Annotated in this window: 25 protein-coding genes; 11 read left to right on the plus strand and 14 right to left on the minus strand. The window is 72.3% G+C overall.

Annotated features, from left to right (window positions below):
* Window positions 1-38 precede the first annotated feature (38 nt).
* The 3 genes from ACH4MY_RS35100 (at window position 39) to ACH4MY_RS35110 (ending at window position 3,110) form a co-directional block, all read left to right on the plus strand.
* On the plus strand, window positions 39-1,865 hold the full coding sequence (locus ACH4MY_RS35100) for a S1C family serine protease (protein ID WP_398008455.1): 1,827 nt from the start codon (window positions 39-41) through the stop codon (window positions 1,863-1,865).
* Window positions 1,866-1,956: 91 nt separating this feature from the next.
* Entirely contained in the window at window positions 1,957-2,409 is a 453-nt protein-coding gene (locus ACH4MY_RS35105) for a sec-independent translocase (RefSeq protein ID WP_398008457.1), read from the plus strand.
* 74 nt (window positions 2,410-2,483) lie between these two features.
* Window positions 2,484-3,110: a hypothetical protein gene (locus tag ACH4MY_RS35110; RefSeq protein WP_398008459.1), complete on the plus strand. Its 627-nt coding sequence runs from the start codon at window positions 2,484-2,486 to the stop codon at window positions 3,108-3,110.
* A gap of 127 nt (window positions 3,111-3,237) precedes the next feature.
* On the opposite strand, the gene ACH4MY_RS35115 is transcribed toward ACH4MY_RS35110, so the two are convergent.
* The 3 genes from ACH4MY_RS35115 to ACH4MY_RS35125 are packed head-to-tail and all read right to left on the minus strand — an operon-like array spanning window position 3,238 to window position 6,252.
* Window positions 3,238-4,371, minus strand: a complete 1,134-nt coding sequence (locus ACH4MY_RS35115; RefSeq protein ID WP_398008460.1) for an Mrp/NBP35 family ATP-binding protein — start codon at window positions 4,369-4,371, stop codon at window positions 3,238-3,240.
* A gap of 44 nt (window positions 4,372-4,415) precedes the next feature.
* Window positions 4,416-4,979, minus strand: coding sequence for a DUF1003 domain-containing protein (locus ACH4MY_RS35120; protein WP_398008462.1), 564 nt, complete (start codon window positions 4,977-4,979; stop codon window positions 4,416-4,418).
* On the minus strand, window positions 4,969-6,252 hold the full coding sequence (locus ACH4MY_RS35125; protein WP_398008464.1) for a magnesium transporter MgtE N-terminal domain-containing protein: 1,284 nt from the start codon (window positions 6,250-6,252) through the stop codon (window positions 4,969-4,971). The genes ACH4MY_RS35120 and ACH4MY_RS35125 overlap by 11 nt, the downstream gene beginning before the upstream one ends.
* Before the next feature lie 404 nt (window positions 6,253-6,656).
* Between ACH4MY_RS35125 and ACH4MY_RS35130 the strand changes: the two genes are divergently transcribed.
* Window positions 6,657-7,373 carry a hypothetical protein gene (locus ACH4MY_RS35130; RefSeq protein ID WP_398008554.1) on the plus strand — a complete coding sequence of 239 codons (717 nt, stop codon included), beginning with the start codon at window positions 6,657-6,659 and terminating at the stop codon, window positions 7,371-7,373.
* A gap of 105 nt (window positions 7,374-7,478) precedes the next feature.
* Here the strand turns inward: ACH4MY_RS35130 and ACH4MY_RS35135 are convergent, their stop codons facing one another.
* Together ACH4MY_RS35135 and ACH4MY_RS35140 are read right to left on the minus strand one after the other, a co-directional pair.
* Window positions 7,479-7,988 (minus strand): hypothetical protein, encoded by a 510-nt coding sequence (locus ACH4MY_RS35135; RefSeq protein ID WP_398008466.1) that lies wholly within the window; start codon window positions 7,986-7,988, stop codon window positions 7,479-7,481.
* 24 nt (window positions 7,989-8,012) lie between these two features.
* Window positions 8,013-9,140, minus strand: a complete 1,128-nt coding sequence (locus tag ACH4MY_RS35140) for a magnesium and cobalt transport protein CorA (protein WP_398008468.1) — start codon at window positions 9,138-9,140, stop codon at window positions 8,013-8,015.
* 427 nt (window positions 9,141-9,567) lie between these two features.
* On the opposite strand from ACH4MY_RS35140, the gene ACH4MY_RS35145 reads away from it, so the two are divergent.
* Window positions 9,568-10,152: a suppressor of fused domain protein gene (locus ACH4MY_RS35145; protein WP_398008470.1), complete on the plus strand. Its 585-nt coding sequence runs from the start codon at window positions 9,568-9,570 to the stop codon at window positions 10,150-10,152.
* Between the two features lie 87 nt (window positions 10,153-10,239).
* Here ACH4MY_RS35145 and ACH4MY_RS35150 read toward each other — a convergent pair whose 3' ends face one another.
* On the minus strand, window positions 10,240-10,482 hold the full coding sequence (locus ACH4MY_RS35150) for a hypothetical protein (RefSeq protein WP_398008471.1): 243 nt from the start codon (window positions 10,480-10,482) through the stop codon (window positions 10,240-10,242).
* 108 nt (window positions 10,483-10,590) lie between these two features.
* Window positions 10,591-11,820, minus strand: coding sequence for an MFS transporter (locus ACH4MY_RS35155; protein WP_398008473.1), 1,230 nt, complete (start codon window positions 11,818-11,820; stop codon window positions 10,591-10,593).
* 179 nt (window positions 11,821-11,999) lie between these two features.
* Between ACH4MY_RS35155 and ACH4MY_RS35160 the strand changes: the two genes are divergently transcribed.
* The 3 genes from ACH4MY_RS35160 to ACH4MY_RS35170 all read left to right on the plus strand — a co-directional run bounded on the left by ACH4MY_RS35160 (window position 12,000) and on the right by ACH4MY_RS35170 (window position 14,662).
* Complete coding sequence (locus ACH4MY_RS35160) at window positions 12,000-12,638, plus strand: DUF6758 family protein (protein WP_398008475.1); 639 nt, start codon at window positions 12,000-12,002, stop codon at window positions 12,636-12,638.
* A gap of 208 nt (window positions 12,639-12,846) precedes the next feature.
* Window positions 12,847-13,710, plus strand: coding sequence for a PHP domain-containing protein (locus ACH4MY_RS35165; protein WP_398008477.1), 864 nt, complete (start codon window positions 12,847-12,849; stop codon window positions 13,708-13,710).
* Between the two features lie 346 nt (window positions 13,711-14,056).
* Complete coding sequence (locus ACH4MY_RS35170) at window positions 14,057-14,662, plus strand: MarC family protein (protein ID WP_328942701.1); 606 nt, start codon at window positions 14,057-14,059, stop codon at window positions 14,660-14,662.
* Between the two features lie 133 nt (window positions 14,663-14,795).
* Here ACH4MY_RS35170 and ACH4MY_RS35175 read toward each other — a convergent pair whose 3' ends face one another.
* Window positions 14,796-14,948, minus strand: coding sequence for a hypothetical protein (locus ACH4MY_RS35175; protein ID WP_362524569.1), 153 nt, complete (start codon window positions 14,946-14,948; stop codon window positions 14,796-14,798).
* A 175-nt stretch (window positions 14,949-15,123) separates the two neighbouring features.
* Here ACH4MY_RS35175 and ACH4MY_RS35180 point away from each other — a divergent pair, with 175 nt between their 5' ends.
* Entirely contained in the window at window positions 15,124-16,053 is a 930-nt protein-coding gene (locus ACH4MY_RS35180; protein ID WP_398008480.1) for an NYN domain-containing protein, read from the plus strand.
* Window positions 16,054-16,062: 9 nt separating this feature from the next.
* On the opposite strand, the gene ACH4MY_RS35185 is transcribed toward ACH4MY_RS35180, so the two are convergent.
* A complete protein-coding gene (locus ACH4MY_RS35185) occupies window positions 16,063-16,950 on the minus strand; it encodes an alpha/beta fold hydrolase (protein ID WP_398008482.1) in 888 nt (295 codons plus the stop codon).
* 129 nt (window positions 16,951-17,079) lie between these two features.
* Window positions 17,080-19,638: a DEAD/DEAH box helicase gene (locus tag ACH4MY_RS35190; protein WP_398008484.1), complete on the minus strand. Its 2,559-nt coding sequence runs from the start codon at window positions 19,636-19,638 to the stop codon at window positions 17,080-17,082.
* A gap of 483 nt (window positions 19,639-20,121) precedes the next feature.
* Here ACH4MY_RS35190 and ACH4MY_RS35195 point away from each other — a divergent pair, with 483 nt between their 5' ends.
* A complete protein-coding gene (locus ACH4MY_RS35195) occupies window positions 20,122-20,844 on the plus strand; it encodes a ferritin-like fold-containing protein (protein ID WP_398008486.1) in 723 nt (240 codons plus the stop codon).
* Between the two features lie 36 nt (window positions 20,845-20,880).
* Here ACH4MY_RS35195 and ACH4MY_RS35200 read toward each other — a convergent pair whose 3' ends face one another.
* The 4 genes from ACH4MY_RS35200 to ACH4MY_RS35215 form a co-directional block, all read right to left on the minus strand.
* On the minus strand, window positions 20,881-21,153 hold the full coding sequence (locus ACH4MY_RS35200; RefSeq protein ID WP_398008488.1) for a hypothetical protein: 273 nt from the start codon (window positions 21,151-21,153) through the stop codon (window positions 20,881-20,883).
* Between the two features lie 166 nt (window positions 21,154-21,319).
* Window positions 21,320-21,547 (minus strand): DUF3107 domain-containing protein, encoded by a 228-nt coding sequence (locus ACH4MY_RS35205; protein ID WP_015036001.1) that lies wholly within the window; start codon window positions 21,545-21,547, stop codon window positions 21,320-21,322.
* Window positions 21,548-21,689: 142 nt separating this feature from the next.
* Complete coding sequence (locus ACH4MY_RS35210) at window positions 21,690-22,349, minus strand: TetR/AcrR family transcriptional regulator (RefSeq protein ID WP_030320731.1); 660 nt, start codon at window positions 22,347-22,349, stop codon at window positions 21,690-21,692.
* Between the two features lie 145 nt (window positions 22,350-22,494).
* Window positions 22,495-22,710: a hypothetical protein gene (locus ACH4MY_RS35215; RefSeq protein ID WP_398008491.1), complete on the minus strand. Its 216-nt coding sequence runs from the start codon at window positions 22,708-22,710 to the stop codon at window positions 22,495-22,497.
* A 142-nt stretch (window positions 22,711-22,852) separates the two neighbouring features.
* On the opposite strand from ACH4MY_RS35215, the gene ACH4MY_RS35220 reads away from it, so the two are divergent.
* Entirely contained in the window at window positions 22,853-23,821 is a 969-nt protein-coding gene (locus ACH4MY_RS35220) for an alpha/beta fold hydrolase (protein ID WP_398008492.1), read from the plus strand.
* Window positions 23,822-23,824 lie beyond the last annotated feature (3 nt).

Below are 23,824 nucleotides of genomic sequence, written 5' to 3' on the forward strand. Positions count from 1 at the left end.
CAAGGGGCGCGGACGGGTCAGCGGGGTGCGGGGAGAGCATGAGCAACGGGAAGCCGAACTGGTGGAGTCGGCCTTCGAGCACACCGGAGGCGGCGCGGATACCCTCGCCGCCTCCGTCCGGCGACGTCGCCGACGATGTCACGGCCGACGGCGACGGTGACTTTCCCCTGCCCGCGCCGCAGCCGGCGGCCGGGGCCGACGGGAGGGACCTGACGGATCCGGCGGACGGGGCGGCGGGGTCCGAGGCCGCCGACGCGCCCGCGGCCCAGACCGCGCCCGCCGTGCTGCTGACCAAGAGCGAGCCTCCCGCCCCGGCGGACCGGATCCCGGCGGACGAGGCGCCGAGGGCGCACCTGCCGGTGACCGACGGCCATCCGGCCACCGACGGCCACGCGGCCGCGGCGCCTCCGGCCGACGTTCCTCCCGCCCCGGTGCCCGAAGCCCACGCGGCCGGCACCGCGCAGGCCGCGCAGCCCGCGCCGCAGCCCCTGCACGCCCCCGACGAGTACCGGACGCCGCCCTACGGCGAGCCCGGACCCTGGGCGCCCGCGCCGCCCGTACAGCGCCACCCGGCGCCCGTACCGCCGCAGCAGGCCCATGTGCCTCCCGTACCGCCGCACCCCCAGCCGCACCCCCAGCCGCACGGTCAGGGCGCAGGCCTGCCGCCGCAGGCCGGTGCGCCCTGGACGCAGTACGACCCCTGGGGCGCGGGCGGCGCCGGACTGCCGCCCGCGCCCGCGAAGAAGTCCCGCAAGGGGCTCGCCGTCGCGGGAGCGCTCGTCTTCGCGCTCGTCACCGGTGTCATCGGCGGCGGCATCGGCGCGTACGTCGAGCGCAACGGCGGCCTCACCACCGTGGAGCTGCCACAGGCGGACGGCGGGGACACCGACCGTGCCCCGGACAGCGTGGCCGGGATCGCGGCCAGCGCGCTGCCCGGTGTCGTCACCCTGCACGTCAAGGGCAGCGGTTCGTCCGGCACCGGCACCGGCTTCGTGCTGGACGCCAAGGGCCACATCCTCACCAACAACCACGTGGTCGACGCCGCCGAGTCCTCCGAGGACATCACGGTGACCTTCTCCAGCGGCGAGACCGCCCGCGCCAAGGTCGTCGGCAAGGACACCGGTTACGACCTGGCGGTCGTCCAGGTCACCGGAGTCTCCGGCCTCAAGCCGCTGCCGCTGGGCAACTCCGACAACGTCCGCGTCGGTGACCCCGTCGTCGCCATCGGCGCGCCCTTCGACCTCTCCAACACGGTCACCTCCGGCATCATCAGCGCCAAGGAGCGCCCGATCACGGCCGGCGGCGAGAAGGGCGACGGCAGCGACATCAGCTATGTCGACGCCCTCCAGACCGACGCCCCCATCAACCCCGGCAACTCCGGCGGCCCGCTCCTCGACTCCAAGGGCCGGGTCATCGGCATCAACAGCGCGATCCGCGCGGCCGGCGGCGGCTCCGGTGACGGCGAGGGCGGCAGCGCCTCCCAGCCCGGCTCCATCGGCCTCGGCTTCGCCATACCGATCAACCAGGGCAAGCGCGTCGCCGAGGAGCTCATCAACACCGGCAAGGCCACCCACCCGGTCATCGGTGTGAGCCTCGACATGCAGTTCAACGGCGACGGCGCCCGGGTCGGCGAGAAGGGCAAGGACGGCTCGGCCTCCGTCACGTCCGGCGGCCCGGCCGCGAAGGCGGGGCTCCGGCCCGGCGACGTCATCACCAAGGTCGACGGCCAGCGGGTGCACAACGGCGAGGAACTGATCGTGAAGATCCGCGCCCACCGCCCCGGGGACAAGCTGGAACTGACCCTGACCCGCAACGGCAAAGAGCTGACAAAGACGTTGACGCTCGGTTCTTCCCAGGGCACCTGAGTGCCATGTGGCGGACACCGGGAGGTACCCGTCCGGCAGTTTCGGCGGGTACCTTGGACCGGGCCCTTGACCGGCATGAAGGAGCTACTAGGTGTTCAGCGACATAGGCGCACTCGAGCTGGTGACGCTCGTGGTCCTCGCCGTGCTCGTCTTCGGGCCGGACAAGCTCCCGAAGGTCATCCAGGACGTCTCGCGCTTCATTCGGAAGGTCCGTGACTTCTCCGACAGCGCGAAGGAGGACATCCGCAGCGAGCTGGGCCCGGACTTCAAGGACTTCGAGTTCGAGGACCTCAACCCCAAGACCTTCCTGCGCAAGCAGATGGAGCAGAACGAGGACCTCCGGGAGCTCAAGGAGCTGCGCGGCAGCTTCGACCTCAAGAAGGAGATGAACGACGTCGCCGACGCGGTGCACAGCCGCGAGCCCTCGGCCGTCAACGGCTCCCCGGGCACCGTCCCCGCCGTCAACGGCACCCCGGACCTGCTGAAGAAGCAGGACAAGCCGGACACCGGCGAGCGTCCGCCGTACGACTCCGACGCGACCTGACGACGGGCTGTCACCGACCGGACGCGTCCCGGTGGCTATCCTCCCTCTGTTGACGCAACGAGGAGGCGGCCGAGATGGAGACCACGAGTCGGGTGGAGGGCGTACCCACGGCCCGGCGGACCGCCGAGGGCTATCTGCGGGCGCCCTTCGCCTGGTACGGCCTCGACGAGGCCTTCACCGGGCCGCGCTGGCTGATGCAGGTGGGCACGGCGGCGGACGGCAGCGTCCAGCACGGGTCGACCGGGCACGGTGACACGCCGACCATAAAGTCGGACGCGACCGCCGCGGAGAAGGAGCGGTTCGCGGTGGTCGTGACGGTGGCCGCGAGCCCCGTGCGGCGGACCGGTGACGGCACGGGCGTCCTCGACGCCACCACCGTCTCCTCGGCCGCCTGGCTGGCCGGCTCCGGGCTGCTCGTCCACACCTGGCCCGCCTCGCTGGACCACGCGACGCGGGACAACTGGCTGGACCAGCAGACCGAGACGGCCTTCGAGCTGGCCGACGACCTCGACGGGCCGGAGTGGTCGACGCTGTCGCTGCCGGTGGACGGGGTGCCGATGCCGTTCCACTACCGAGAGTCGGAGTTCGGCTGGGTCCTCGCGGGGTCCGCGGCGGGGGTCCACATCGGCGCGTACGGGCGCGGGATGAGCGCGTACGGACTCGGGTTCTCGCAGATCAAGGACCTGGACGGGTACGCCTAGGGAACCAGCGGCGGGAACACCCGCCGAGCGCGAACGAGAAGGGCGCCCCCTCGGGGGCGCCCTTCTCGCCGAACCTGTCGGGTTCCGCGGAACTCGTCGAGCCTCGCGGAACCCGTCGCGCGGGTTCTCAGAACTTGTTGCGCGGGGTGATGCCGAGGCTCATGCCCGAGAGGCCGCGCTGGCGGCCGCCGAGCTTGCCGGCGATCGCGCGGAGGGCCGCGCCCGCCGGGGAGTCCGGGTCGGAGAGGACGACCGGCCGGCCCTCGTCGCCGCCCTCGCGGAGCCGTACGTCGATCGGGATCGAGCCGAGGACCGGGACCGTCGCGCCCGTGGTCTGCGTCAGGCCGTCGGCGACCCGCTGGCCGCCGCCCGTGCCGAACACGTCGACCATCTCGTCGCAGTGCGGGCAGGGCAGACCCGCCATGTTCTCGACGACACCGACGATCTTCTGGTGGGTCTGCACGGCGATCGAACCGGCCCGCTCGGCGACCTCGGCCGCCGCCTGCTGCGGGGTCGTGACGACGAGGATCTCCGCGTTCGGGACGAGCTGCGCGACCGAGATCGCGATGTCGCCGGTGCCCGGGGGCAGGTCGAGCAGCAGGACGTCCAGGTCGCCCCAGTACACGTCTGCCAGGAACTGCTGGAGCGCGCGGTGCAGCATCGGGCCGCGCCACACCACCGGGGCGTTGCCCGGGGTGAACATGCCGATGGAGATGACCTTCACGCCGTGCGCCGACGGCGGCATGATCATGTTCTCGACCTGGGTCGGACGGCCGTCCGCGCCCAGCATCCGCGGCACGCTGTGACCGTAGATGTCGGCGTCGACGACGCCGACCTTCAGGCCGTCGGCGGCCATCGCCGCGGCCAGGTTCACGGTGACGGAGGACTTGCCGACGCCACCCTTGCCGGAGGCGACCGCGTACACCCGGGTCAGCGAGCCCGGCTTCGCGAACGGCACCTCGCGCTCGGCGCTCGTGCCGCGCAGCGCCGCCGCGAGCTCCTTGCGCTGCTCGTCGCTCATCACGTCCAGCGAGACGTCGACGCCCGTGACGCCCTCGACGCCGGAGACCGCGTCGGTCACCCGCTGGGTGATGGTCTCGCGCATCGGGCAGCCGGAGACGGTCAGGTAGACCGTGACGGCGACCTTGCCGTCCGGTTCGATCTCCACCGACTTGACCATGCCGAGCTCAGTGATCGGTTTGTTGATCTCGGGGTCGTTCACCGTCGCCAGTGCTTCGAGCACCGCGTCTTCCATAGCCATACCGACGATGGTACGGCGCCGACCACCGGCCCATGAAAGGCCTGTCAACGGTCGGGTACGTCACTTCGGTGGGTGTCGGCCGACGGGAATAGATCCCGGCGCTCCTCCAGCTCCTTGATCAGGTCCTGGAGTTCGGAGCGGATCCAGTCGCGGGTGGCGACCTCGCCGAGTCCCATCCGCAGCGCGGCGATCTCCCGGGTCAGGTACTCGGTGTCCGCGATGGACCGCTCGTTCTGCTTCCGGTCCTGTTCGAGATTGACCCGGTCCCGGTCGTCCTGGCGGTTCTGGGCGAGCAGGATCAGCGGCGCCGCGTACGAGGCCTGGAGGGACAGCGCCAGCGTCAGGAAGATGAAGGGGTATTCGTCGAACTTGAGCGAGCCCGGCGCGAAGATGTTCCACACGACCCAGACGATGATCGTCAGGGTCATCCAGACGAGGAACCGCCCCGTCCCCAGGAAGCGGGCGATCCGCTCCGAGAGCCGGCCGAACGCCTCGGGGTCGTACTCCGGCAGCAGCCGGGCGCGCCGCTCGCGGGGCAGATCGAGCCGGATGCGGGGCCCCGTCCGCTCGCGCTCCCGCTCACGGTCCTGTGTGCGCTCAGCCACCATGCCCCGGCCCCTCCTCGTGGAACTCGGTCTCCCGCCAGTCCTCCGGCAGCAGATGGTCGAGCACGTCGTCGACGGTGACCGCGCCGAGCAGCGAACCGCTCTCGTCCACCACGGGCGCCGCGACCATGTTGTACGCGGCGAGATAGCTGGTGACCGCGGGCAGCGGGGTGTCCGGGCCGAGCGGCGGCAGGTCGCTGTCCACGAGCGAGCTGACGAGCGTGAACGGCGGATCGCGGAGGAGCCGCTGGAAGTGCACCGTGCCCAGGTACTTCCCCGTCGGCGTCTCGTCCGGCGGCCGGCACACGTACACCTGCGCGGCGAGCGCCGGGGACAGGTCCTGCTGCCGCACCCGGGCCAGCGCGTCCGCGACCGTGGCGTCCGGCCGCAGCACGATCGGCTCGGTCGTCATCAGACCGCCCGCCGTGCGCTCCTCGTACGCCAGGAGCCGGCGGACATCGGCCGCGTCGTCCGGCTGCATCAGGGTCAGCAGCCGCTCCTGGTCCTCCTCGGGCAGCTCGGAGAGCAGGTCCGCCGCGTCGTCGGGGTCCATCGCCTCCAGGACGTCGGCCGCCCGCTCCTCCTTGAGCTTGCCGATGATCTCGACCTGGTCGTCCTCCGGCAGCTCCTCCAGGACGTCGGCGAGCCGGTCGTCGTCGAGCGCCGCCGCCACCTCGGCGCGCCGCTTGGGGGAGAGGTGGTGCAGCGCGTTGGCGAGGTCGGCGGGGCGCAGCTTCTCGAAGGTGGCGAGCAGGCTCTCGGCGCCCTGCCCCTGCTCCTCCAGGGAGAAGCCGGTGACCGCCGACCACTCGACGGTCAGCGTCTCGCCCTTGCGGCTCAGCACCCCGCCCTTCCCCTTGCGGACGAAGACCTTGCCGATCTCCCAGTCGCGGCGGGCGGGCAGCTGCTGGATGGCGACGTCGAGGACGGTGACCTCCTCGCCCTCCTGGCCGCCGGGGCCCACCAGCCGGACGCGCCGGTCGAGGAGCTCGCCGAGGACGAGCCGCTCGGTGGGCCGCTGTTCGAAACGGCGCATGTTGACGACGCCGGTGGTGATGACCTGGCCGGACTCGACGCCCGTGATCCGGGTCATCGGGACGAACACCCGACGGCGGCTGAGGACCTCCACGACCATGCCGAGGAGCCGGGGCGGCCGCCGGCCGACCCGCAGTATGGCCACCAGGTCGCTGACCCGGCCGACCTGGTCGCCGACGGGGTCGAAGACCGGGACCCCCGCGAGGTGGGAGACGAAGATCCGGGGGGCGCCTGCCGCCATGCCACGCGCCTCCTCGGTGTCGCACGATTCGAGTCATTGCAGAGCTTTGCCGGGTTCAGGCTAGCCCGTGCCGTTCCGCCCCGCCCCGGCAGCGCCTCCGTACGGCTGCCGCCGGGTCCGTCACGCGTGCCGGGTACGCTGCGGTCTGCCGTCCCCACCGGCACGCCGGCCCTCCCGCCCGGCAGAACAGACGGCCGCCGCCCCGCCCTCACGGTCGGGCCGCGGCCCGGCAGCCCCCACGATCCCGAGAGGCATCGCAGGTGACCGTTCGCACCCCGTCATCGCGTACTCCGTCAGCAGCACGTGTCCCGTCGCCCCGTACGCCCGAGGAGGCCCGTACGCCGTCGTCGGCCCGTACGGCTGCGGTCCACCGCACTCCGGCCGCCCGCCTCCGCGGAGTCGTCCTGCCGCTCGCGCTCTGCGCCGGTCTCGCCGTCGGCCTCACCGCCTGCGCCGCCGACCCGGACGAGGGGACGAACGGGGTCGGGAGGCTCTCCGCGCCCGAGATCGAGGGCAAGGCGCGGTCCGTCGCGGACACGGCGAAGGCGGTACGGCTCTCCGGCACCCTGGTCAGCAAGGGCGGCACCTTCAAGCTGAACATGCGCCTCAAGCAGGACGGCGCCACCGGCTCGGTGACCACGAAGAACAGCACCTTCGAGCTGCTGCGGATCGGCGACGCGCTCTATCTGAAGGCCGACGCGGGCTTCTGGTCCCACGACACACAGGGCAGCGACAAGCCGACGGAGGCGGACGCCGAGGCCGCCGACAAGCTCGACGACATGTACGTGAAGGTGCCGCAGGGCGACCCCTCGTACAAGCAGCTGCGCGGCTTCACCGACATGGGACCGCTGCTCGGCGGGCTGATCGGTCTGCACGGCGAGAAGGTCAAGGGCGACCGGGACCAGATCGGCGGGGTCAAGACGGTCAAGGTCAGGGGCGGCGCGGACGGCGAGGGCGGCACGCTCGACGTGGCCCTGGAGGGCATCCCGTACCCGCTGCAGTTCGCGCGGGGCGGAGGCGCGGGCATCGTGGTGCTCTCCGAGTGGAACAAGGACTTCCCGCTCGTCGCGCCGTCCAAGGAGGAGACGCTCGACTACGGAAAGCAGCTGCCCCGGACCTGAGCCGGTACGGCGAGCGGGCGCCCGGGATCCGGGTCCGGTACGGCGGGCGGGCGCCCGGGGTCCGACCCGGTACGGCGGGCGGGCGCCCGGGGTCCGGTCCCGGATTCAGCGGCGCTTGCGGCGCTTGAGCAGCAGCTTCGGGAGGCCGGACGGCACGGGGTCGCGGGTCGTGGCCCCCGAGGGCAGCGGTACGGCCGCCAGGGAGCCGTCCGGCAGCTCCGTGGTCGACGACCGGGGGTCGAGCCGCAGGACGCGGCACTCGCGCCCCCAGCGGCCCGTCATGGCCTCGCCGTCGGGCGCGTTGAGCCGCTTGCCCTTCAGTTCGGCGACCGCCGTGTCCCACTCCTCGGTGCCGTGGGCGAGCTCGCGCACGGCGGCCGTCCAGACGACGAGCCGGCCGCCCTTGTCCTTGCTGCGGACGGTCACCTCGGCCGTCCCGCCGTCCACCAGGCCGGGCAGCGGCTGCTCGCCGGGGCCGTCGCCGACGACGAACGCGGCGCCGTCGGACCAGACGTGCCAGAGCGCGCGCGCCGGGCCGGTGCCGCGGACCCACACCAGGCCGGACTTCTTGGTGGCCTCCTCGACGAGGGCGGACCCGAGCAGCTCTTCAGTCATGGCCCGAAGCCTAGCCGCAGGCCGTCACAGCCAGCCGTTGCGCTTGAGCGTGCGGTGGATGGTGAAGCAGATCGCGACGATGCCGGTCAGCACCATCGGGTAGCCGTACTTCCAGTGCAGCTCGGGCATGTGGTCGAAGTTCATGCCGTACACGCCGCAGACCGCCGTGGGGACGGCGACGATCGCCGCCCACGAGGTGATCTTGCGCATGTCCTCGTTCTGCGCGACGGTCGCCTGCGCCAGGTTGGCCTGGAGGATCGAGTTGAGGAGTTCGTCGAAGCCGACGACCTGCTCCTGGACGCGGGCGAGGTGGTCGGCGACGTCCCGGAAGTACTTCTGGATGTCGGGGTCGACGAGCCGCATCGGCCGCTCGGAGAGCAGCTGCATCGGACGGAGCAGCGGTGTGACGGCCCGCTTGAACTCCAGTACCTCACGCTTCAGCTGGTAGATCCGGCCGGTGTCCGTACCGCGCGTCGAACCCTTCGCGGCCGGCGAGAAGACGTCGATCTCCAGCTGGTCGATGTCGAGTTCGACCGCGTCGGCGACCGCGATGTAGCCGTCGACGACATGGTCGGAGAGGGCGTGCAGCACGGCCGAGGGGCCCTTGGCGAGCAGCTCCGGCTCGCCCTGGAGGCGGTGCCGGAGGTTGCGCAGGGAGCCCTGGCCGCCGTGCCGGACGGTGATGACGAAGTCGGGGCCGGTGAAGCACATCACCTCGCCGGTCTCGACGACCTCGCTGGTCGCGGTGAGTGCGGCGTGCTCGACGTAGTGGATCGTCTTGAAGACGGTGAAGAGGGTGTCGTCGTACCGCTCCAGCTTGGGCCGCTGGTGGGCGTGGACGGCGTCCTCGACGGCGAGCGGGTGCAGCCCGAACTCGGCGGCGATACCGGCGAATTCGGCCTCGGTCGGCTCGTGCAGTCCGATCCAGGCGAAGCCGCCGCTCTCCCGCACCTGGCTCATGGCGCCGCGCGGGGTGAGGCATTCGCGGTCGTCGACGCGGCGTCCATCGCGGTAGACGGCGCAGTCGACCACGGCGCTGGAGGCCGTGTGGTCGCGGGTGGGGTCGTACGAGGTGTACGTGGTCGGCGTCTTGCGCAGGGGGTGCCGAAGGCTCGGGCGGACGGCGGCGCGCAGGTCACGGATCATCGACATGGGCATGCTCCTTCACGGAGAGGCCGTCGGCGAGCGTGGCACAGCCCGGAATGGGGACGTGGAGCTGAGTCGTCCACAAAGCGGGCGGCACCGAGAGGTCGCGGTGACGGCGTTCGCTACAGACAGGCAAAGGCGAGATGCTCTTCCGTCGTGCGAGATGCCGGGGAGGCGGGTCCGTAGCGATACGGGCCGGGAATCACCGGAGGTACGTACGCACCGGGCTCGGGTGCGGGGCGGAAGAGCGGCTGGTACTGCCCGATCGACTTCGGTCCATCGCAGCCCCACCTCCTCCGGCCGGTCCCTCGTGAGGGATGACTTGTGACGAGTAGTCGGGAGTTCGGGACTCCCGACCAGCGGCCAAGACTATCAGCCGACAGAGGGTCAATCCCTTCCTTTGCCCGTTCCATACGCGCTTTATGCTCAACCCATGGGAGAAGTTCTTGCTCTGGTCGAGGCCCGTCTGCGGACGGCTCTCGGAGAACCGGACGCGCGCGCCGCGGTGACGTTCCTCGGCACGGACCGGATCGAGGTACTCCGCTTCATTGACGGGGACCTCGTGCGGTACGCGACCCTCGGCATGTCCGCGCAGCCGATGGCGGACCCGACCGCCGCGCTCGCCGACCCCGTCAAGGGCCCGCGCGCGGAGCTCGTCCTGACCGTACGGGCCGGACTCGCCGACACCGACAAGGTGCTGCGTCCGCTCGCCGTCCTCGCCGCGACCCCGCAGGTCGAGGGGGTGATCGTGGCCGCGGGCGCCTCGCTGGACGTCGGCGACCCGCTCTGGCCGGGCGCGTCCTTCAGCTCGGTCCTGGTCGCCGAGTCCGGCGGCCTGGTCGAGGACCTGGAGCTCGGCGAGCCGATGGACCCGGTGCGCTTTCTGCCGCTGCTCCCGATGACCTCGAACGAGGCCGCGTGGAAGCGGGTGCACGGGGCGCAGGCCCTGGAGGAACGCTGGCTGACGCAGGGCACGGACCTGCGCGATCCGCTGCGCAGGTCCGTGAACCTGGACTGACGGGACTCCGGGCGGCATCCGCGGCGCCGGAGGCGTCCCGTTCGCCGGGCTCCCGGAGGGCGTTCCGTTCGCCGGGGGTGCTCCGGTTCAGGTCCGGGCGACGGTCCGGGCGGCGACGAGGTTGGCCATCACCACGTAGACGATCGCCGGAATGCCGTAGTCGAGCAGCACCTGAAGGGTGTGCTGGGAGACGCTGAAGAGCCCGATCGACCAGCCGGCGAGCCAGTCGGCGGCGCTGTGGAACCAGCTGACGACGGTGTTTCCCCGATTGGCGTCGAGCAGGTCCAGGACGATCCACAGGACCAGGACGCCCGCGAGGGCGTGGGCCACGGTTCTTATGACGGAGTCGATGCCTCTCATGCACTCCGTGTTGCCCGAGCCCCAGGGGTGAAACCGGCCGCGGCGGGTCCGTCCCCTCCGCGGACCGGTTCGGGACCCTCAGCCGGCGAGGACGCCGACGCCGTCCTCCGTCGCGTGCCGCGGGGCCAGTTCCTCGGCCTCGTGGGTGAGGGAGGTGCGGCGGACCCGGACGATGGCGGCGCCGATCAGCGCGGCCGCGCCCGCCACCACGAACGGCATGTGGACGTCGCTCCACTCCTCGATCTTCGGGGCGAGGTACGGGGCGGCCGCCGCGGCGAACCAGCGGACGAAGTTGTAGCCCGCGCTCGCCACCGGGCGCGGGGCGTCCGAGACGCCGAGGGCCAGCTCGGTGAAGACGGTGTTGTTGACGCCGATGAACGCGCCCGACAGGACCGTGCAGACGATCGCGGTGGTGTGGTCGCCGTAACCGAGCACCACCACGTCGGCCGCGAGCAGCACCAGCGAGCCGCCGAGCACCGTGAGCGAGCCGAGGCGCCGCTGGAGCCGGGGTGCGACCAGGACCGAGAAGACGGCGAGCAGCAGGCCCCACCCGAAGAACACCGCGCCGGACTTGTAGGGCGTCATGTCCAGCACGAACGGGGTGAAGGCGAGCACCGTGAAGAACGCGTAGTTGTAGAAGAACGCGGCGGCCGCGGCCGAGGCGAGACCGCCGTGGCCGAGGGCCCTGATGGGGTCGAGCAGCGAGGTCCTGCGGGCCGGCTTCGGCTGTTCCTCGAGGAAGACCGCGATGCACAGGAAGCCGATCGCCATCAGCGCCGCCGTGCCGAAGAAGGGGTAGCGCCAGCTGGCGTTGCCGAGCACGGCGCCGAGGAGCGGTCCGCAGGCCATGCCGAGGCCGAGCGCCGACTCGTACAGCAGGATCGCCGCCGCGCTGCCGCCGGCCGCGGCGCCGACGATCACGGCGAGCGAGGTCGAGACGAAGAGCGCGTTGCCGAGCCCCCAGCCGGCCCGGAAGCCGACGAGCTGGCCGACCGTGTCGGAGGTGCCGGCGAGGGCGGCGAAGACGACGACGAGCGCGAGTCCGGCGAGCAGGGTCCTGCGTCCGCCGATGCGGCTGGAGACGAAGCCGGTCACCAGCATCGCGACGGCGGTGATGAGGAAGTACGAGGTGAAGAGCAGCGACACCTGGCCGGCCGTCGCGTCCAGGCCCTGGGCGATCGACGGCAGGATCGGGTCGACGAGGCCGATGCCCATGAAGGCGACGACGGAGGCGCCGGCCGTGGCCCAGACGGCCGGCGGCTGACGCGGGATGCCGCCTCCGCCGCCGTTCTCTTCTGCTCTCTCCATGGGTGCCGCTCCTCCGCGTCGAGATGGTTGCGATATACACAGAATAAGTTAGACGCACTAATAAGTGCAAGCTACATCTATATGGTGCGTGGGGCTCCGGACGAACGGCACGGGCCGGACGGGTGATCGTCGGTGATCGTCCTTGACGCGGGGCCCCGGGGGTAGGACCGTTGAGCCCTATGAGGGGCGAACCCAGTTGTCCGAAGTGCGGTGGCCGGGTCAGGGCGCCCGGTCTGTTCGCCGACTCCTGGCAGTGTGATGTGCACGGCTCGGTGCACCCGCTCCAGCCCGTGATCCCGCCCAGCGTCGAGGCCCTCGGTGTCGTGGTGCACCGGTCCCAGGTGCCGGTGTGGATGCCGTGGCCCCTGCCCGTCGGCTGGCTCTTCACCGGCGTCGCGTACGCCGGGGACGACCGCAGTGGTGGACGTGCGACCGCCGTCGCCTGCTCGGGCCCCGGACCGCTCGGCGGCATCGGCGAGCTGCTCCTGATCGCCGAGGAACTCGGCGTCGGTCTCGGCGCCCGGTACGCCGGCATCGACGGCCCCGACCCCGGCGCCGGCATGGCCATCGAGAAACCTCCGCAGACGAAGGTGCTCGCCGCCGGACGCCCCACCCCGCTCTGGCATGTCAACGGCGCCCCGCAGGACCGCGCGGTCTTCGCGGGGGAGGCGCGCGGCCTCTGGCTGTGGGCGATCGTCTGGCCCGAGCAGTCCGGCCTGCTGATGTACGACGAGCTGGTCCTGACGGATCTCCGGGACGCCGGGGCCGAGGTCGAACTGCTGCCGTGCGGAGCGCTGACGCCGAGGCTGCTGAGCTGAGGAGTGCCGTGCCCCGGTGGGCCGGGTCCCGCGCCCCGGTGCGCGGGGTTCCGCGCGTCGCCGAGGCCCGCGTCCCGTGCGCCGGTGAGCCGGCTTCCGTGACCCGGTGTCAGGGGGTGCGGGCCCGCTCGTTCCGTACGGGCGTGTTCGATTCGCCCGTTATGCTGGAGCGTCCCTCGTCCGTGCCGAGTTCCTGGAGCAACGCGTCGTGCGCATCGACCTGCACACCCACTCCACGGCCTCCGACGGTACGGACTCCCCGGCCGAGCTCGTCCGCAACGCGGCCGCCGCCGGGCTCGACGTCGTCGCCCTGACGGACCACGACACCACCCGCGGCCACGCCGAGGCGATCGCGGCGCTCCCCGAGGGGCTGACCCTCGTCACCGGCGCCGAGCTGTCCTGCCGCGTCGACGGCATCGGCCTGCACATGCTCGCGTACCTCTTCGACCCCGAGGAGCCCGCGCTCCTCGCCGAGCGCGAGCTCGTCCGGGACGACCGGGTGCCGCGCGCGCGGGCCATGGTCGGCAAGCTCCAGGAGCTGGGCGTTCCCGTCACCTGGGAGCAGGTGGCCAGGATCGCGGGCGACGGCTCCCTGGGCCGCCCCCACATCGCCGAGGCGCTCGTCGAGCTCGGGGTCGTGCCGGACGTGTCGGGGGCGTTCACGCCCGAGTGGCTCGCCGACGGCGGCCGGGCGTACGTCGAGAAGCACGAGCTGGACCCGATCGACGCGATCCGCCTGGTCAAGGCGGCCGGTGGGGTCACGGTCTTCGCGCACCCGCTCGCCGTCAAGCGCGGACAGGTGCTGCCCGAGGCTTCGATAGCCCGGCTCGCCGAGGCCGGACTCGACGGCATCGAGGTCGACCACATGGACCACGACGAGGCGACGCGGGCGCGGCTGCGCGGTCTCGCGAAGGAGCTCGGTCTGCTGACCACGGGGTCCAGCGACTACCACGGCAGCCGCAAGACCTGCCGCCTCGGCGAGTACACGACCGACCCCGAGATCTTCGGCGAGATCACCCGCCGTGCCGCGGGGGCCTTCCCGGTCCCCGGCGCGGGGGGACCCGCCGCCTAGGGCCTGTCGTCACATTCCCGTCTGCCCCGCGGGCGACGACGGGAATGTGACGACAGACCCTAGGCCCCGGCCTCCGGCCCCTCGCGGGTCGGACCTCTCGCGGGACCCGTCTCCCGGCCGTTCCCCGGTCGGCCGGTCCGTCCGCCCGCTCCGCGCCCCGGTTCGCCGACGCGGACGCGCGGTCTGTCCCGCGCCCGCCCGCCGGGTCCTCTTCCTCCTGGTCCGCCGCCGTACGGCTCCGAGCCGTGCGCGGGGCGGCGCTCTTCCTGCCCTGCCTCCGGAATTCCACATTCCGCCCCGCACGGGCCACACCCCACCGTTCGCATCTCCCGCAAGGCACCTCACCGTGTTCGACGTCGCCGTCTTCGGCTCGCTGTTCCTGACCCTCTTCGTGATCATGGATCCCCCCGGGATCACCCCGATCTTCCTCGCCCTCACCTCCGGCCGTCCGGCCAAGGTGCAGCGCCGGATGGCCTGGCAGGCCGTCGCCGTGGCCTTCGGCGTCATCACCGTCTTCGGTCTGCTCGGCCAGCAGATCCTGGACTATCTGCATGTCTCCGTCCCCGCGCTGATGATCGCGGGCGGTCTCCTGCTGCTGCTCATCGCGCTCGACCTGCTCACCGGCAAGACCGACGAGCCCAAGCAGACCAAGGACGTGAACGTCGCCCTCGTCCCGCTCGGCATGCCGCTGCTCGCGGGACCCGGTGCGATCGTCTCGGTCATCCTCGCCGTGCAGAACGCCGACGGCGCGGCCGCGCAGGTCTCCGTCTGGGCCGCCATCGTCGCCATGCACGTCGTGCTCTGGCTGACCATGCGGTACTCGCTGCTGATCATCCGGGTCATCAAGGACGGCGGCGTGGTCCTGGTGACCCGGCTCGCCGGCATGATGCTCTCCGCCATCGCGGTGCAGCAGATCATCAACGGCATCACCCAGGTGATCCAGAACGCCTGACGCGCCGGGGGTCCCCGCGCCGGGCAGTGCCCCGCCGCGCCCGGGGGGTGCCCGGACGCCACTGCGCCCCCGTACGGATTCCGCTCTTGCGAAGTCCGTGCGGGGGCGCGGTGCGTGGTGTGGACCCGACCTGTTACGAGGCCGAGCTCTCGGCGGGGCGGATCCAGATGCGCTGGCCGATCGAGGCGGCCTGCTGCACGATCCGGTTGACGGAGGCGGCGTCCACGACGGTCCGGTCGACGGGCGTACCGTCGATGTCGTCGAGTCGCAGGATTTCGAAGCGCACAGGCTTCTCCCTTCGTCTGAGTTGATCCTCCTGGTGGAGAACTGCGTTACGTATGGGTCCAACGACATGCATCCTGCAAACATTCCTTACGCTAAGGAAAATTTTCGGATGTCTAACTACTGACCGGTAGGAGGGTGTGGCGGCCGGGCCCGGAGCGGCGGACAATGAGCCCCGTATGAACGACGCAGACACCACTCAGGTGACCGAGACCGACTCCCGCATGCGCGCCCTCGACGCGCGCCTGGAGCGCACCAATGAGCTCCTCCAGCGGATGCTGGCCGAGGTCGCCAAGACGCCCTCCACCCACGCCATCTTCGTCGACGCAGGTTACGTCCATGCTGCGGCCGGGTTGCTGGTGACGGGAACCGAGGACCGGCGCTCCTTCGACCTCGACGCCGAAGGGCTCATCGAGGCCTTCATCGACAAGGCCCGCACGATCTTCGCCGACAGCAGACTGCTCCGCGTCTACTGGTACGACGGGGCCAGACGCCGTATCCACACGCCCGAGCAGCAGGCCATCGCCGAACTCCCCGACGTCAAGGTGCGCCTCGGCAACCTCAACGCCAACAACCAGCAGAAGGGCGTCGACTCCCTCATCCGCACGGACCTGGAGTCACTCGCCCGCCACCGCGCCATCAGCGACGCCGCCCTCGTCGGCGGCGACGAGGACCTCGTCTCGGCCGTCGAGGCCGCCCAGGGCTACGGCGCCCGCGTCCACCTCTGGGGCATCGAGGCGGCCGAGGGACGCAACCAGGCCGAGGCGCTCCTCTGGGAGGTCGACAGCCAGCGCACCTTCGAGCTCGAGTTCTGCCGCCCCTACGTGACCCGCCGCCCCGTCACCACGTACGAGAACGAGGGCGAGCCGCCGCCCTCCCGCGAGGAGGTGCGCTTCGTCGGCGCCCAGATCGCGGCGACCTGGCTCGGCGAGCGCGGCCGCGACCGGCTCTCCGAGCTCCTGCCCGGCGCGCCCTATCTGCCGGGGCCGGTCGACCAGGACCTGCTCGTCGACGCGGAGCGCCTGCTCAGCCGCTCCCTGCGCGGCCACGCCTCGCTCCGGCGCGCCCTGCGGGACGGCTTCTGGCAGCACCTCAAGGCGCAGTTCTGACCCCGGGTCTCACCGGGCCGTCCCGACCCCGGTCGGGGCGGCCGCCCGCTCCCAGAAGCCGGTGAGCCGGTCCGTCAGCTCCCTCGGGTGCGAGACATTGGGGGAGTGGCCGGCGCCCGCCACCACGGTGTGGTGCGCGCCGGTGCTCGCGGCCGCCGCGGCGAGGGCCGCCGTGGGCCAGACCATCTCGTCCGCCCCGTACGCGATGTGCAGCGGCATCCGCAGCCCGGCCAGCTCCGCCGTACCGTCCTGACGGCTGAGCAGCAGCCTCCCCGCGCCCGCCAGTTGCGCGATCCGGGTCCGCATCCAGCGCCGCCGCAGAAAACCCGCGAGCTGCGGAGCGTCGTCCGTGTCCGGCTCCTCGCCCCGGCTGTCCAGCCAGCACATCGCCTGCCACACGCGCTCCTTCGGCAGCAGCGCGAGCGCGCCGCGCAGCACCCGCACCCGGATCCGCTGCGGCCGGGCGACCCGGCCGGGGCCCGAGGAGAGCAGGGTGAGGGAACGGAACGCGGCCGGGGCGAGCGACGCCGCCGCACGGGCCACCAGGCCCCCGAACGAGTGCCCGAGCAGATGGACCGGACCGTCCCCGAGGGCCGAGGCCTGCGCCACCGCGTCCAGCGCCAGCGCCCTGCGCCGGTAGCCGGCCCGGCCCCGGGGGCCCGGCGACTGGTACTGACCGCGCCCGTCCACCGCCACGGCCCGGTACCCGGCCTCGCTCAGCGGCCCCAGCAGGGCCAGGAAGTCCTCCTTGCTGCCGGTGTACCCGGGCAGCAGCAGGACCGTCCCGCGCCGCTCGCCGCGCGGCTCCGTGTCGAGTACGGCGAAGTCGCCCCGCGCGGTCACCAGGAGGCGGGCACGGGTGCCGGGAGGCAGGACGAGGGACCGGGGCTTGCTCATGTCTGGACTGTAACCGCGCGGACCGGAGGCGGCTCGGGCGCTCCCCGCGGGGCCGTCCGCACCGGTCGACGACACGACCGCGGCCCGGCCCCGGGGAGGGGTCGGGCCGCGGTCGTGAGGGGGACGGGATCAGCTCTCCGGCTGAGCCGCCGCCTTCTTGGTGGTGCGACGGCGCGGGGCCTTCGGGGCCTCGGCCTCGGCGGCCTCGGCGACCGGCTCGGCGGCGGCCTTCTTCGTCGTACGGCGACGCGTCGGCGTCTTCGGCTCCGAGGCGTCGGGGGCCTCGGCGGCGACCGTCTTCTTGGCCGCGCGGCGACGGGGAGCCTTCGGGGCCTCCTCGGCGGCCGGAGCCTCGACGGTCTCGGCGACCGGCTCCGCGACGGCCTTCTTGGCCGCCCGGCGGCGGGGAGCCTTCTTGGGCTCCTCGACCGGGACCTCGGAGACCGGGGCCTCGACGACCGGGGCCGGCGCGGCCTCGACGACCGGGGCGGCGGCGACGGGCGCCGTGACGATCACGGTCTCGGCCGAGGTGGAGGTCGCCGGCGAACCGGCGGCCTTGCGGACCACACGGCGACGCGCGGGCTTCTTGGGCTCCTCCTCGACGACCGGCGCGGGCGCCGGCTCGACGATCGCCTCGACGACCGGGGTGGAGGTCACCGGCGAACCGGCGGCCTTGCGCACCACACGGCGACGACGCGGCGCGGGAACCTCGACCGTGGCCGGGGCCTCGGCGACGGGCGCGACCGGCTCGGTCACGACCGGAGCGACGGCCACGACCGGCTCGGCCACCACCGGAGCGGCGACGACGGTCTCGGCGACCGGCTCCGCGACGGCCTTCCTGGGCGCCCGGCGGCGGGGGGCCTTCCTGGGCTCCTCGACCGGGGCCTCGGCGACGGGCGCCGGAGCGGCCTCGACGACCGGAGCGACCGGCGCGGCACGCAGGGCGGCGGCGGCGGTCTCGACCGTCTGGAACGAGACGCCGTCCTCGACCGGACGGATACGGGCACGGCGGCGACGCGGCGCCGGAGCCGACTCCTGGACCGCGGGGGCCGGGGAGACGGGCGCGGCCTTCACGGCCTCCGGACGGGCGGCGGTACGGCTACGGCGGCGCGGGGCCTTCGGCTCGGCCACCGGGGCCTCGACGACGGGCGCCGCGACGACGGGGGCGGGCGCGGCCTCGACCACGACCCGGGTCGCCTGGGCGACCGGAGCGGCCTGGGCCACCGGGGCCGCCGTCTGGGCGACCGGAGCCGTCTGGGCGACCGGCGCGGAGCCGGGGACGCCGACACGGGTGCGACGACGACGGCGCGGGGTGCGCGGGCCGGACTCGGCCTGTGCCTCGTCCGTCACCGTCTCGACGGCCGGGGCCGCCGACACCGGGGCTTCGGCGTCGCCGCCACGGGTACGCCGGCGCTGACGCGGGGTCCGCGTCCGCTCCGGGCGCTCCTCGGTCCGCTCGACCTTGTCGGTCTTCGGGCCGCGGCCACGACGTCCGCCGGGCTCGCCCAGGTCCTCCAGCTCCTCCGCGCCCAGACCCGCACGGGTCCGCTCGGCGCGGGGCAGGATGCCCTTGGTGCCCACCGGGATGTCCAGCTCCTCGAAGAGGTGCGGGGACGAGGAGTACGTCTCGACCGGCTCGTGGAAGTCCAGCTCCAGGGCCTTGTTGATGAGCTGCCAGCGCGGGATGTCGTCCCAGTCGACCAGCGTCACCGCCGTGCCCTTGTTCCCCGCGCGGCCGGTGCGGCCCACACGGTGGAGGAAGGTCTTCTCGTCCTCGGGGGACTGGTAGTTGATGACGTGGGTGACGCCCTCGACGTCGATGCCGCGCGCGGCGACGTCGGTGCAGACGAGCACGTCGACCTTGCCGTTGCGGAAGGCGCGCAGCGCCTGCTCGCGGGCGCCCTGGCCGAGGTCGCCGTGGACCGCGCCGGAGGCGAAGCCGCGACGCTCCAGCTGCTCGGCGATGTCGGCCGCCGTGCGCTTGGTGCGGCAGAAGATCATCGCGAGCCCGCGGCCGTTGGCCTGCAGGATGCGGGAGACCATCTCCGGCTTGTCCATGTTGTGCGCACGGTAGACGTGCTGCTTGATGTTGGCGACGGTCACGCCCTCGCCGTCGGGCGAGGTGGCGCGGATGTGCGTCGGCTGCGACATGTAGCGGCGGGCCAGGCCGATGACCGCTCCCGGCATGGTCGCCGAGAACAGCATGGTCTGGCGGGACGCCGGAAGCATGTTGATGATCTTCTCGACGTCGGGCAGGAAGCCCAGGTCGAGCATCTCGTCGGCCTCGTCGAGGACGAGGACCTTCACGTGCGACAGGTCGAGCTTGCGCTGGCCGGCCAGGTCGAGCAGACGGCCGGGGGTGCCGACGACGACGTCGACGCCCTTCTTCAGCGCCTCGACCTGGGGCTCGTACGCCCGGCCGCCGTAGATGGCGAGCACGCGGACGTTACGCACCTTGCCGGCGGTGAGCAGGTCGTTGGTGACCTGCTGGCACAGCTCGCGGGTGGGGACGACGACGAGCGCCTGCGGGGTGTCGGTCAGCTGCTCGGGCTTCGCCCGGCCGGCCTCGACGTCCATGGGGACGGTGACGCGCTCCAGGATCGGCAGACCGAAACCGAGGGTCTTGCCCGTGCCGGTCTTGGCCTGGCCGATGACATCGGTGCCGGTCAGGGCTACCGGGAGGGTCATCTCCTGGATGGGGAAGGGGGTGACGATGCCGACGGCCTCAAGGGCTTCGGCCGTCTCGGGAAGGATTCCGAGGTCTCGGAAAGTCGTAGTCAGGGTGCTGCCTCTTCTGTGGACGCGGTCCGAGGCGAACGAAGGGGGTCGTACCGTGCCGGGAACTGCCGGCGGGATCGGAAAGATCGCTGCCGGGTGGCGCGGGACCACTGCCGTCGCTCGAGCGTCGTACCGCTGAGGTGACCCTTCCGCGGGTCCGCCGGAAGGGCTGTCGGGCCGGAGCCGATCGGGCCACCGACCGGGCATCCTCATTCATGAGTCGGCCCACCGAATACGTCCGAACGTGCGAAAACATGTCCGCATACTCAGCAGGCGCCTTATCACTGTACCCCGGAATCGCGCATGTGTGTTGGGAGAAATGGTGATGAGGGCACGGTCACACTGACTGACCAGCGCCTTCCCCGGGTGCGCGAGCGGGCTATTGTGCGCTCCATGGAGACGCCTGACAACGCCACGCCCACCGGGATCGCCGCCAAGGACTGGGCGACGGCTTCCGCCGAGCCGCAGTACCGCGCCGCCGTGATCGACCTCCTCGGCGCCCTCGCCTACGGAGAGCTCGCGGCCTTCGAGCGGCTCGCCGAGGACGCCAAGCTGGCGCCGACCCTCGCGGACAAGGCGGAGCTGGCGAAGATGGCCTCGGCCGAGTTCCAGCACTTCGAGCGGCTGCGGGACCGCCTGGCCGCCGTCGACGCCGAGCCGACCGCGGCCATGGAGCCCTTCGCCAAGGCGCTCGACGACTTCCACCGCCTGACCGCGCCGTCGGACTGGCTGGAGGGTCTGGTCAAGGCGTACGTCGGCGACTCGATCGCCAGTGACTTCTACCGTGAGGTCGCGGCCCGTCTGGACTCCGACACGCGCGGGCTCGTCCTCTCGGTGCTCGACGACACCGGCCACGGCAACTTCGCCGTGGAGAAGGTCCGCGCGGCGATCGACGCCGACCCGCGGGTCGGCGGCCGGCTCGCGCTCTGGGCGCGCCGTCTGATGGGCGAGGCGCTCTCGCAGGCCCAGCGTGTGGTCGCCGAGCGCGACGCCCTGTCGACCATGCTGGTCGGCGGTGTCGCGGACGGCTTCGACCTCGCGGAGGTCGGCCGGATGTTCTCCCGGATCACCGAGGCGCACACCAAGCGCATGGCCGCGCTGGGCCTGGCCGCCTGAGGATCTTCCGTACGAGGAGGGGGTGAGCGGCGCTGTTCACGCCGCCGCTGATCGCCGCAGCCGTCGTCGCGAGGCCGGCCGGATCAGCAGCGAGAGCAGCACCGCCGCCACCGCCACCGCACCGATCAGGGTGGCGAGGAAGTGACCGGGGCCGAGCGCCCCGTGGGTGACGAGTGCGCCGAAGACGCCGCCCAGCGTGCCGGTGGCGAGGACGAGCACCCGGACGGGGAGGCGGTCGGGCAGCCGGTGCACGGCGGCCCAGGCCAGGGCGAAACCGAGCAGGGCTGAACCGAGGGCTTCCAGGAACAAGCGGATCACCTCGCGAGGGGTGCGGGGCGGGCGGTGCGGTCGAGGACCCTCCTACCCCAGGCCCGCGGAACGCAATCCTCCCGTACGCCCTGACGTGGACATACGGGCATACGAAAGGCCCGGTGGACCGAGACGGTCCACCGGGCCTCTCCCGTAGATCCTGGGCTCAGAGCGCGCCGAAACCCACGCGGCGAACGGCAGGCTCGCCGAGCTCCACGTACGCGATCTTCTCGGCCGGGATCAGGACCTTGCGGCCCTTCTCGTCCGAGAGGCTGAGCAGCTGCGCCTTGCCGGCCAGAGCGTCGGCCACGGCGCGCTCCACCTCCTCGGCGGACTGCCCGCTCTCCAGAACGATCTCCCGGGGTGCGTGCTGCACGCCGATCTTGACCTCCACGGCTATGTCCCTCCGAACGGTCAGCGTTGCGCGATTACCCGCGCCGTACGCTGCACACATTAGCCCGGTGAGGGGACGCGTACGGCTCAGCGGCGGCACGCCAGGAGCGAACACGCGCCGTAGGTCCGGTACGGACCCCCGGTCAGTGGCCCTCGGCGCTCAGCTGGCCGTCCACCGCGTGCAGCGGGAAGCCGGCGATGCCGCGCCAGGCGAGCGAGGTCAGCAGGCCGACGGCCTTGTCGCGCGGGATGGCGGATCCGCTCGACAGCCAGTAGCGGGCGACGACCTGGGAGACGCCGCCGAGACCCACGGCGAGCAGCATCGACTCGTCCTTGGACAGGCCGGTGTCCTCGGCGATCACGTCGGAGATCGCCTCGGCGCACTGGAGGCTGACCCGGTCCACGCGCTCGCGTACGGCGGGCTCGTTGGTCAGGTCGGACTCGAAGACGAGCCGGAAGGCGCCGCCCTCGTCCTCGACGTACGCGAAGTAGGCGTCCATCGTGGCCGCGACCCGGAGCTTGTTGTCCGTGGTGGAGGCCAGGGCCGTGCGCACCGCCAGCAGGAGGGACTCGCAGTGCTGGTCGAGCAGGGCCAGGTACAGCTCCAGCTTCCCGGGGAAGTGCTGGTAGAGCACCGGCTTGCTGACTCCCGCGCGCTCGGCGATGTCGTCCATCGCGGCGGAGTGGTACCCCTGGGCGACGAAGACCTCCTGGGCCGCGCCGAGGAGCTGGTTCCGTCGGGCACGTCGCGGCAGGCGCGTGCCCCGAGGGCGTGCTGCCTCTGTCTGCTCGATGGCGCTCACGCGGCCTCCCAAAAATCGATCCATGCGCGCTGTCGCCCGCGTCGCCATCGTACTTTTGGGTAACCCGGCTGTGCGCGGTGCGAACGCAGAATTTCACGGACCGGACGTCCGGGTCGACAGTCGATTCAAGATTAAACCGAACAAATCAGCGGTAGTCGTCCTCGTCCAGGGTGACCACACGGGCCTGTTCGGACGAGTCGGCCTCGTTCGCCGAGTCGCGCTCGACATGGGTGAGCGGCTCGTCCTCGCGTTGCCGCAGTTCGGTGTGCTGCTCGGCGGCGTCGGCCTCCGGGATTTCCTGGTCCAGCACGACGTCCTCTTCCTCGGCGAATGTGTCCGGCTCGGTCGGATCGACAGTCATGAGGTTCCTTCCGGAGCATGCGGGTCGCGGTCGTCTCCGATGGCCCTCTCTCCGAGCCTAGGAGCACACGCGCCTCGCCGCACACGCACCTGTGACGGCACCCACACGCGTCGCCGCGTGATCGTCTCGTAATATTGCGGCCATGTCGTCGACCGAGCTGCCGGAAACCCGGACCGCCGCCGCGCCACCGGCGTCGCGCACCACCCGCGCCGTACGGGTCGCCGACGGCGAGGAGCTCCGCTCCGTGTCGCTGCCCGGGCTCACCCTCACCGTGCGCTCCCGGCCGGGCGCCGAGCCCGGCCTGCCGCCCGCGCTGTACGTCCACGGCCTCGGCGGTTCCTCGCAGAACTGGTCCGCCCTGATGCCGCTGCTCGCGGACCTCGTCGACGGCGAGGCCGTCGACCTGCCCGGCTTCGGCGACTCCCCGCCGCCCGACGACGGCAACTACTCGGTCACCGGGCACGCCCGCGCCGTCATCCGGTTCCTCGACTCCACGGAGCGCGGTCCGGTCCATCTCTTCGGCAACTCGCTGGGCGGCGCCGTCGCCACCCGGGTCGCCGCGGCCAGGCCCGACCTGGTCCGCACCCTCACCCTCGTCTCACCGGCCCTCCCCGAGCTGCGCGCCCAGCGCACGGCCTGGCCCACGGTGCTGCTCGCCGTGCCGGGCGTCGCCTCGGCCTTCGCGAAGCTCAGCAAGGACTGGACGGCCGAGCAGCGGGTCCGCGGTGTCCTCTCGCTCTGTTACGGAGACCCCGGCCGGGTCTCCGACGAGGGGCTGCGGCACGCCGTCGAGGAGATGGAGCGCCGTCTGGAGCTCCCTTACTTCTGGGACGCCATGGCCCGCTCCTCGCGCGGCATCGTCGACGCGTATACGCTCGGCGGCCAGCACGGGCTCTGGCGGCAGGCCGAACGGGTCCTCGCCCCGACGTTGCTCGTGTACGGCGGGCGCGACCGGCTCGTCTCGTACCGGATGGCCAGGAGGGCCGCCGCCGCCTTCCGCGGCTCGCGCCTGCTGACCCTTCCCGACGCGGGGCACGTGGCGATGATGGAGTACCCCGAGACGGTCGCCCAGGCCGCCCGGGACCTGATCGTCGATCACGGTGGGAGCTGATCC

This window comes from Streptomyces sp. NPDC017246, from assembly GCF_044331325.1.
Lineage (GTDB): Bacteria > Actinomycetota > Actinomycetes > Streptomycetales > Streptomycetaceae > Streptomyces.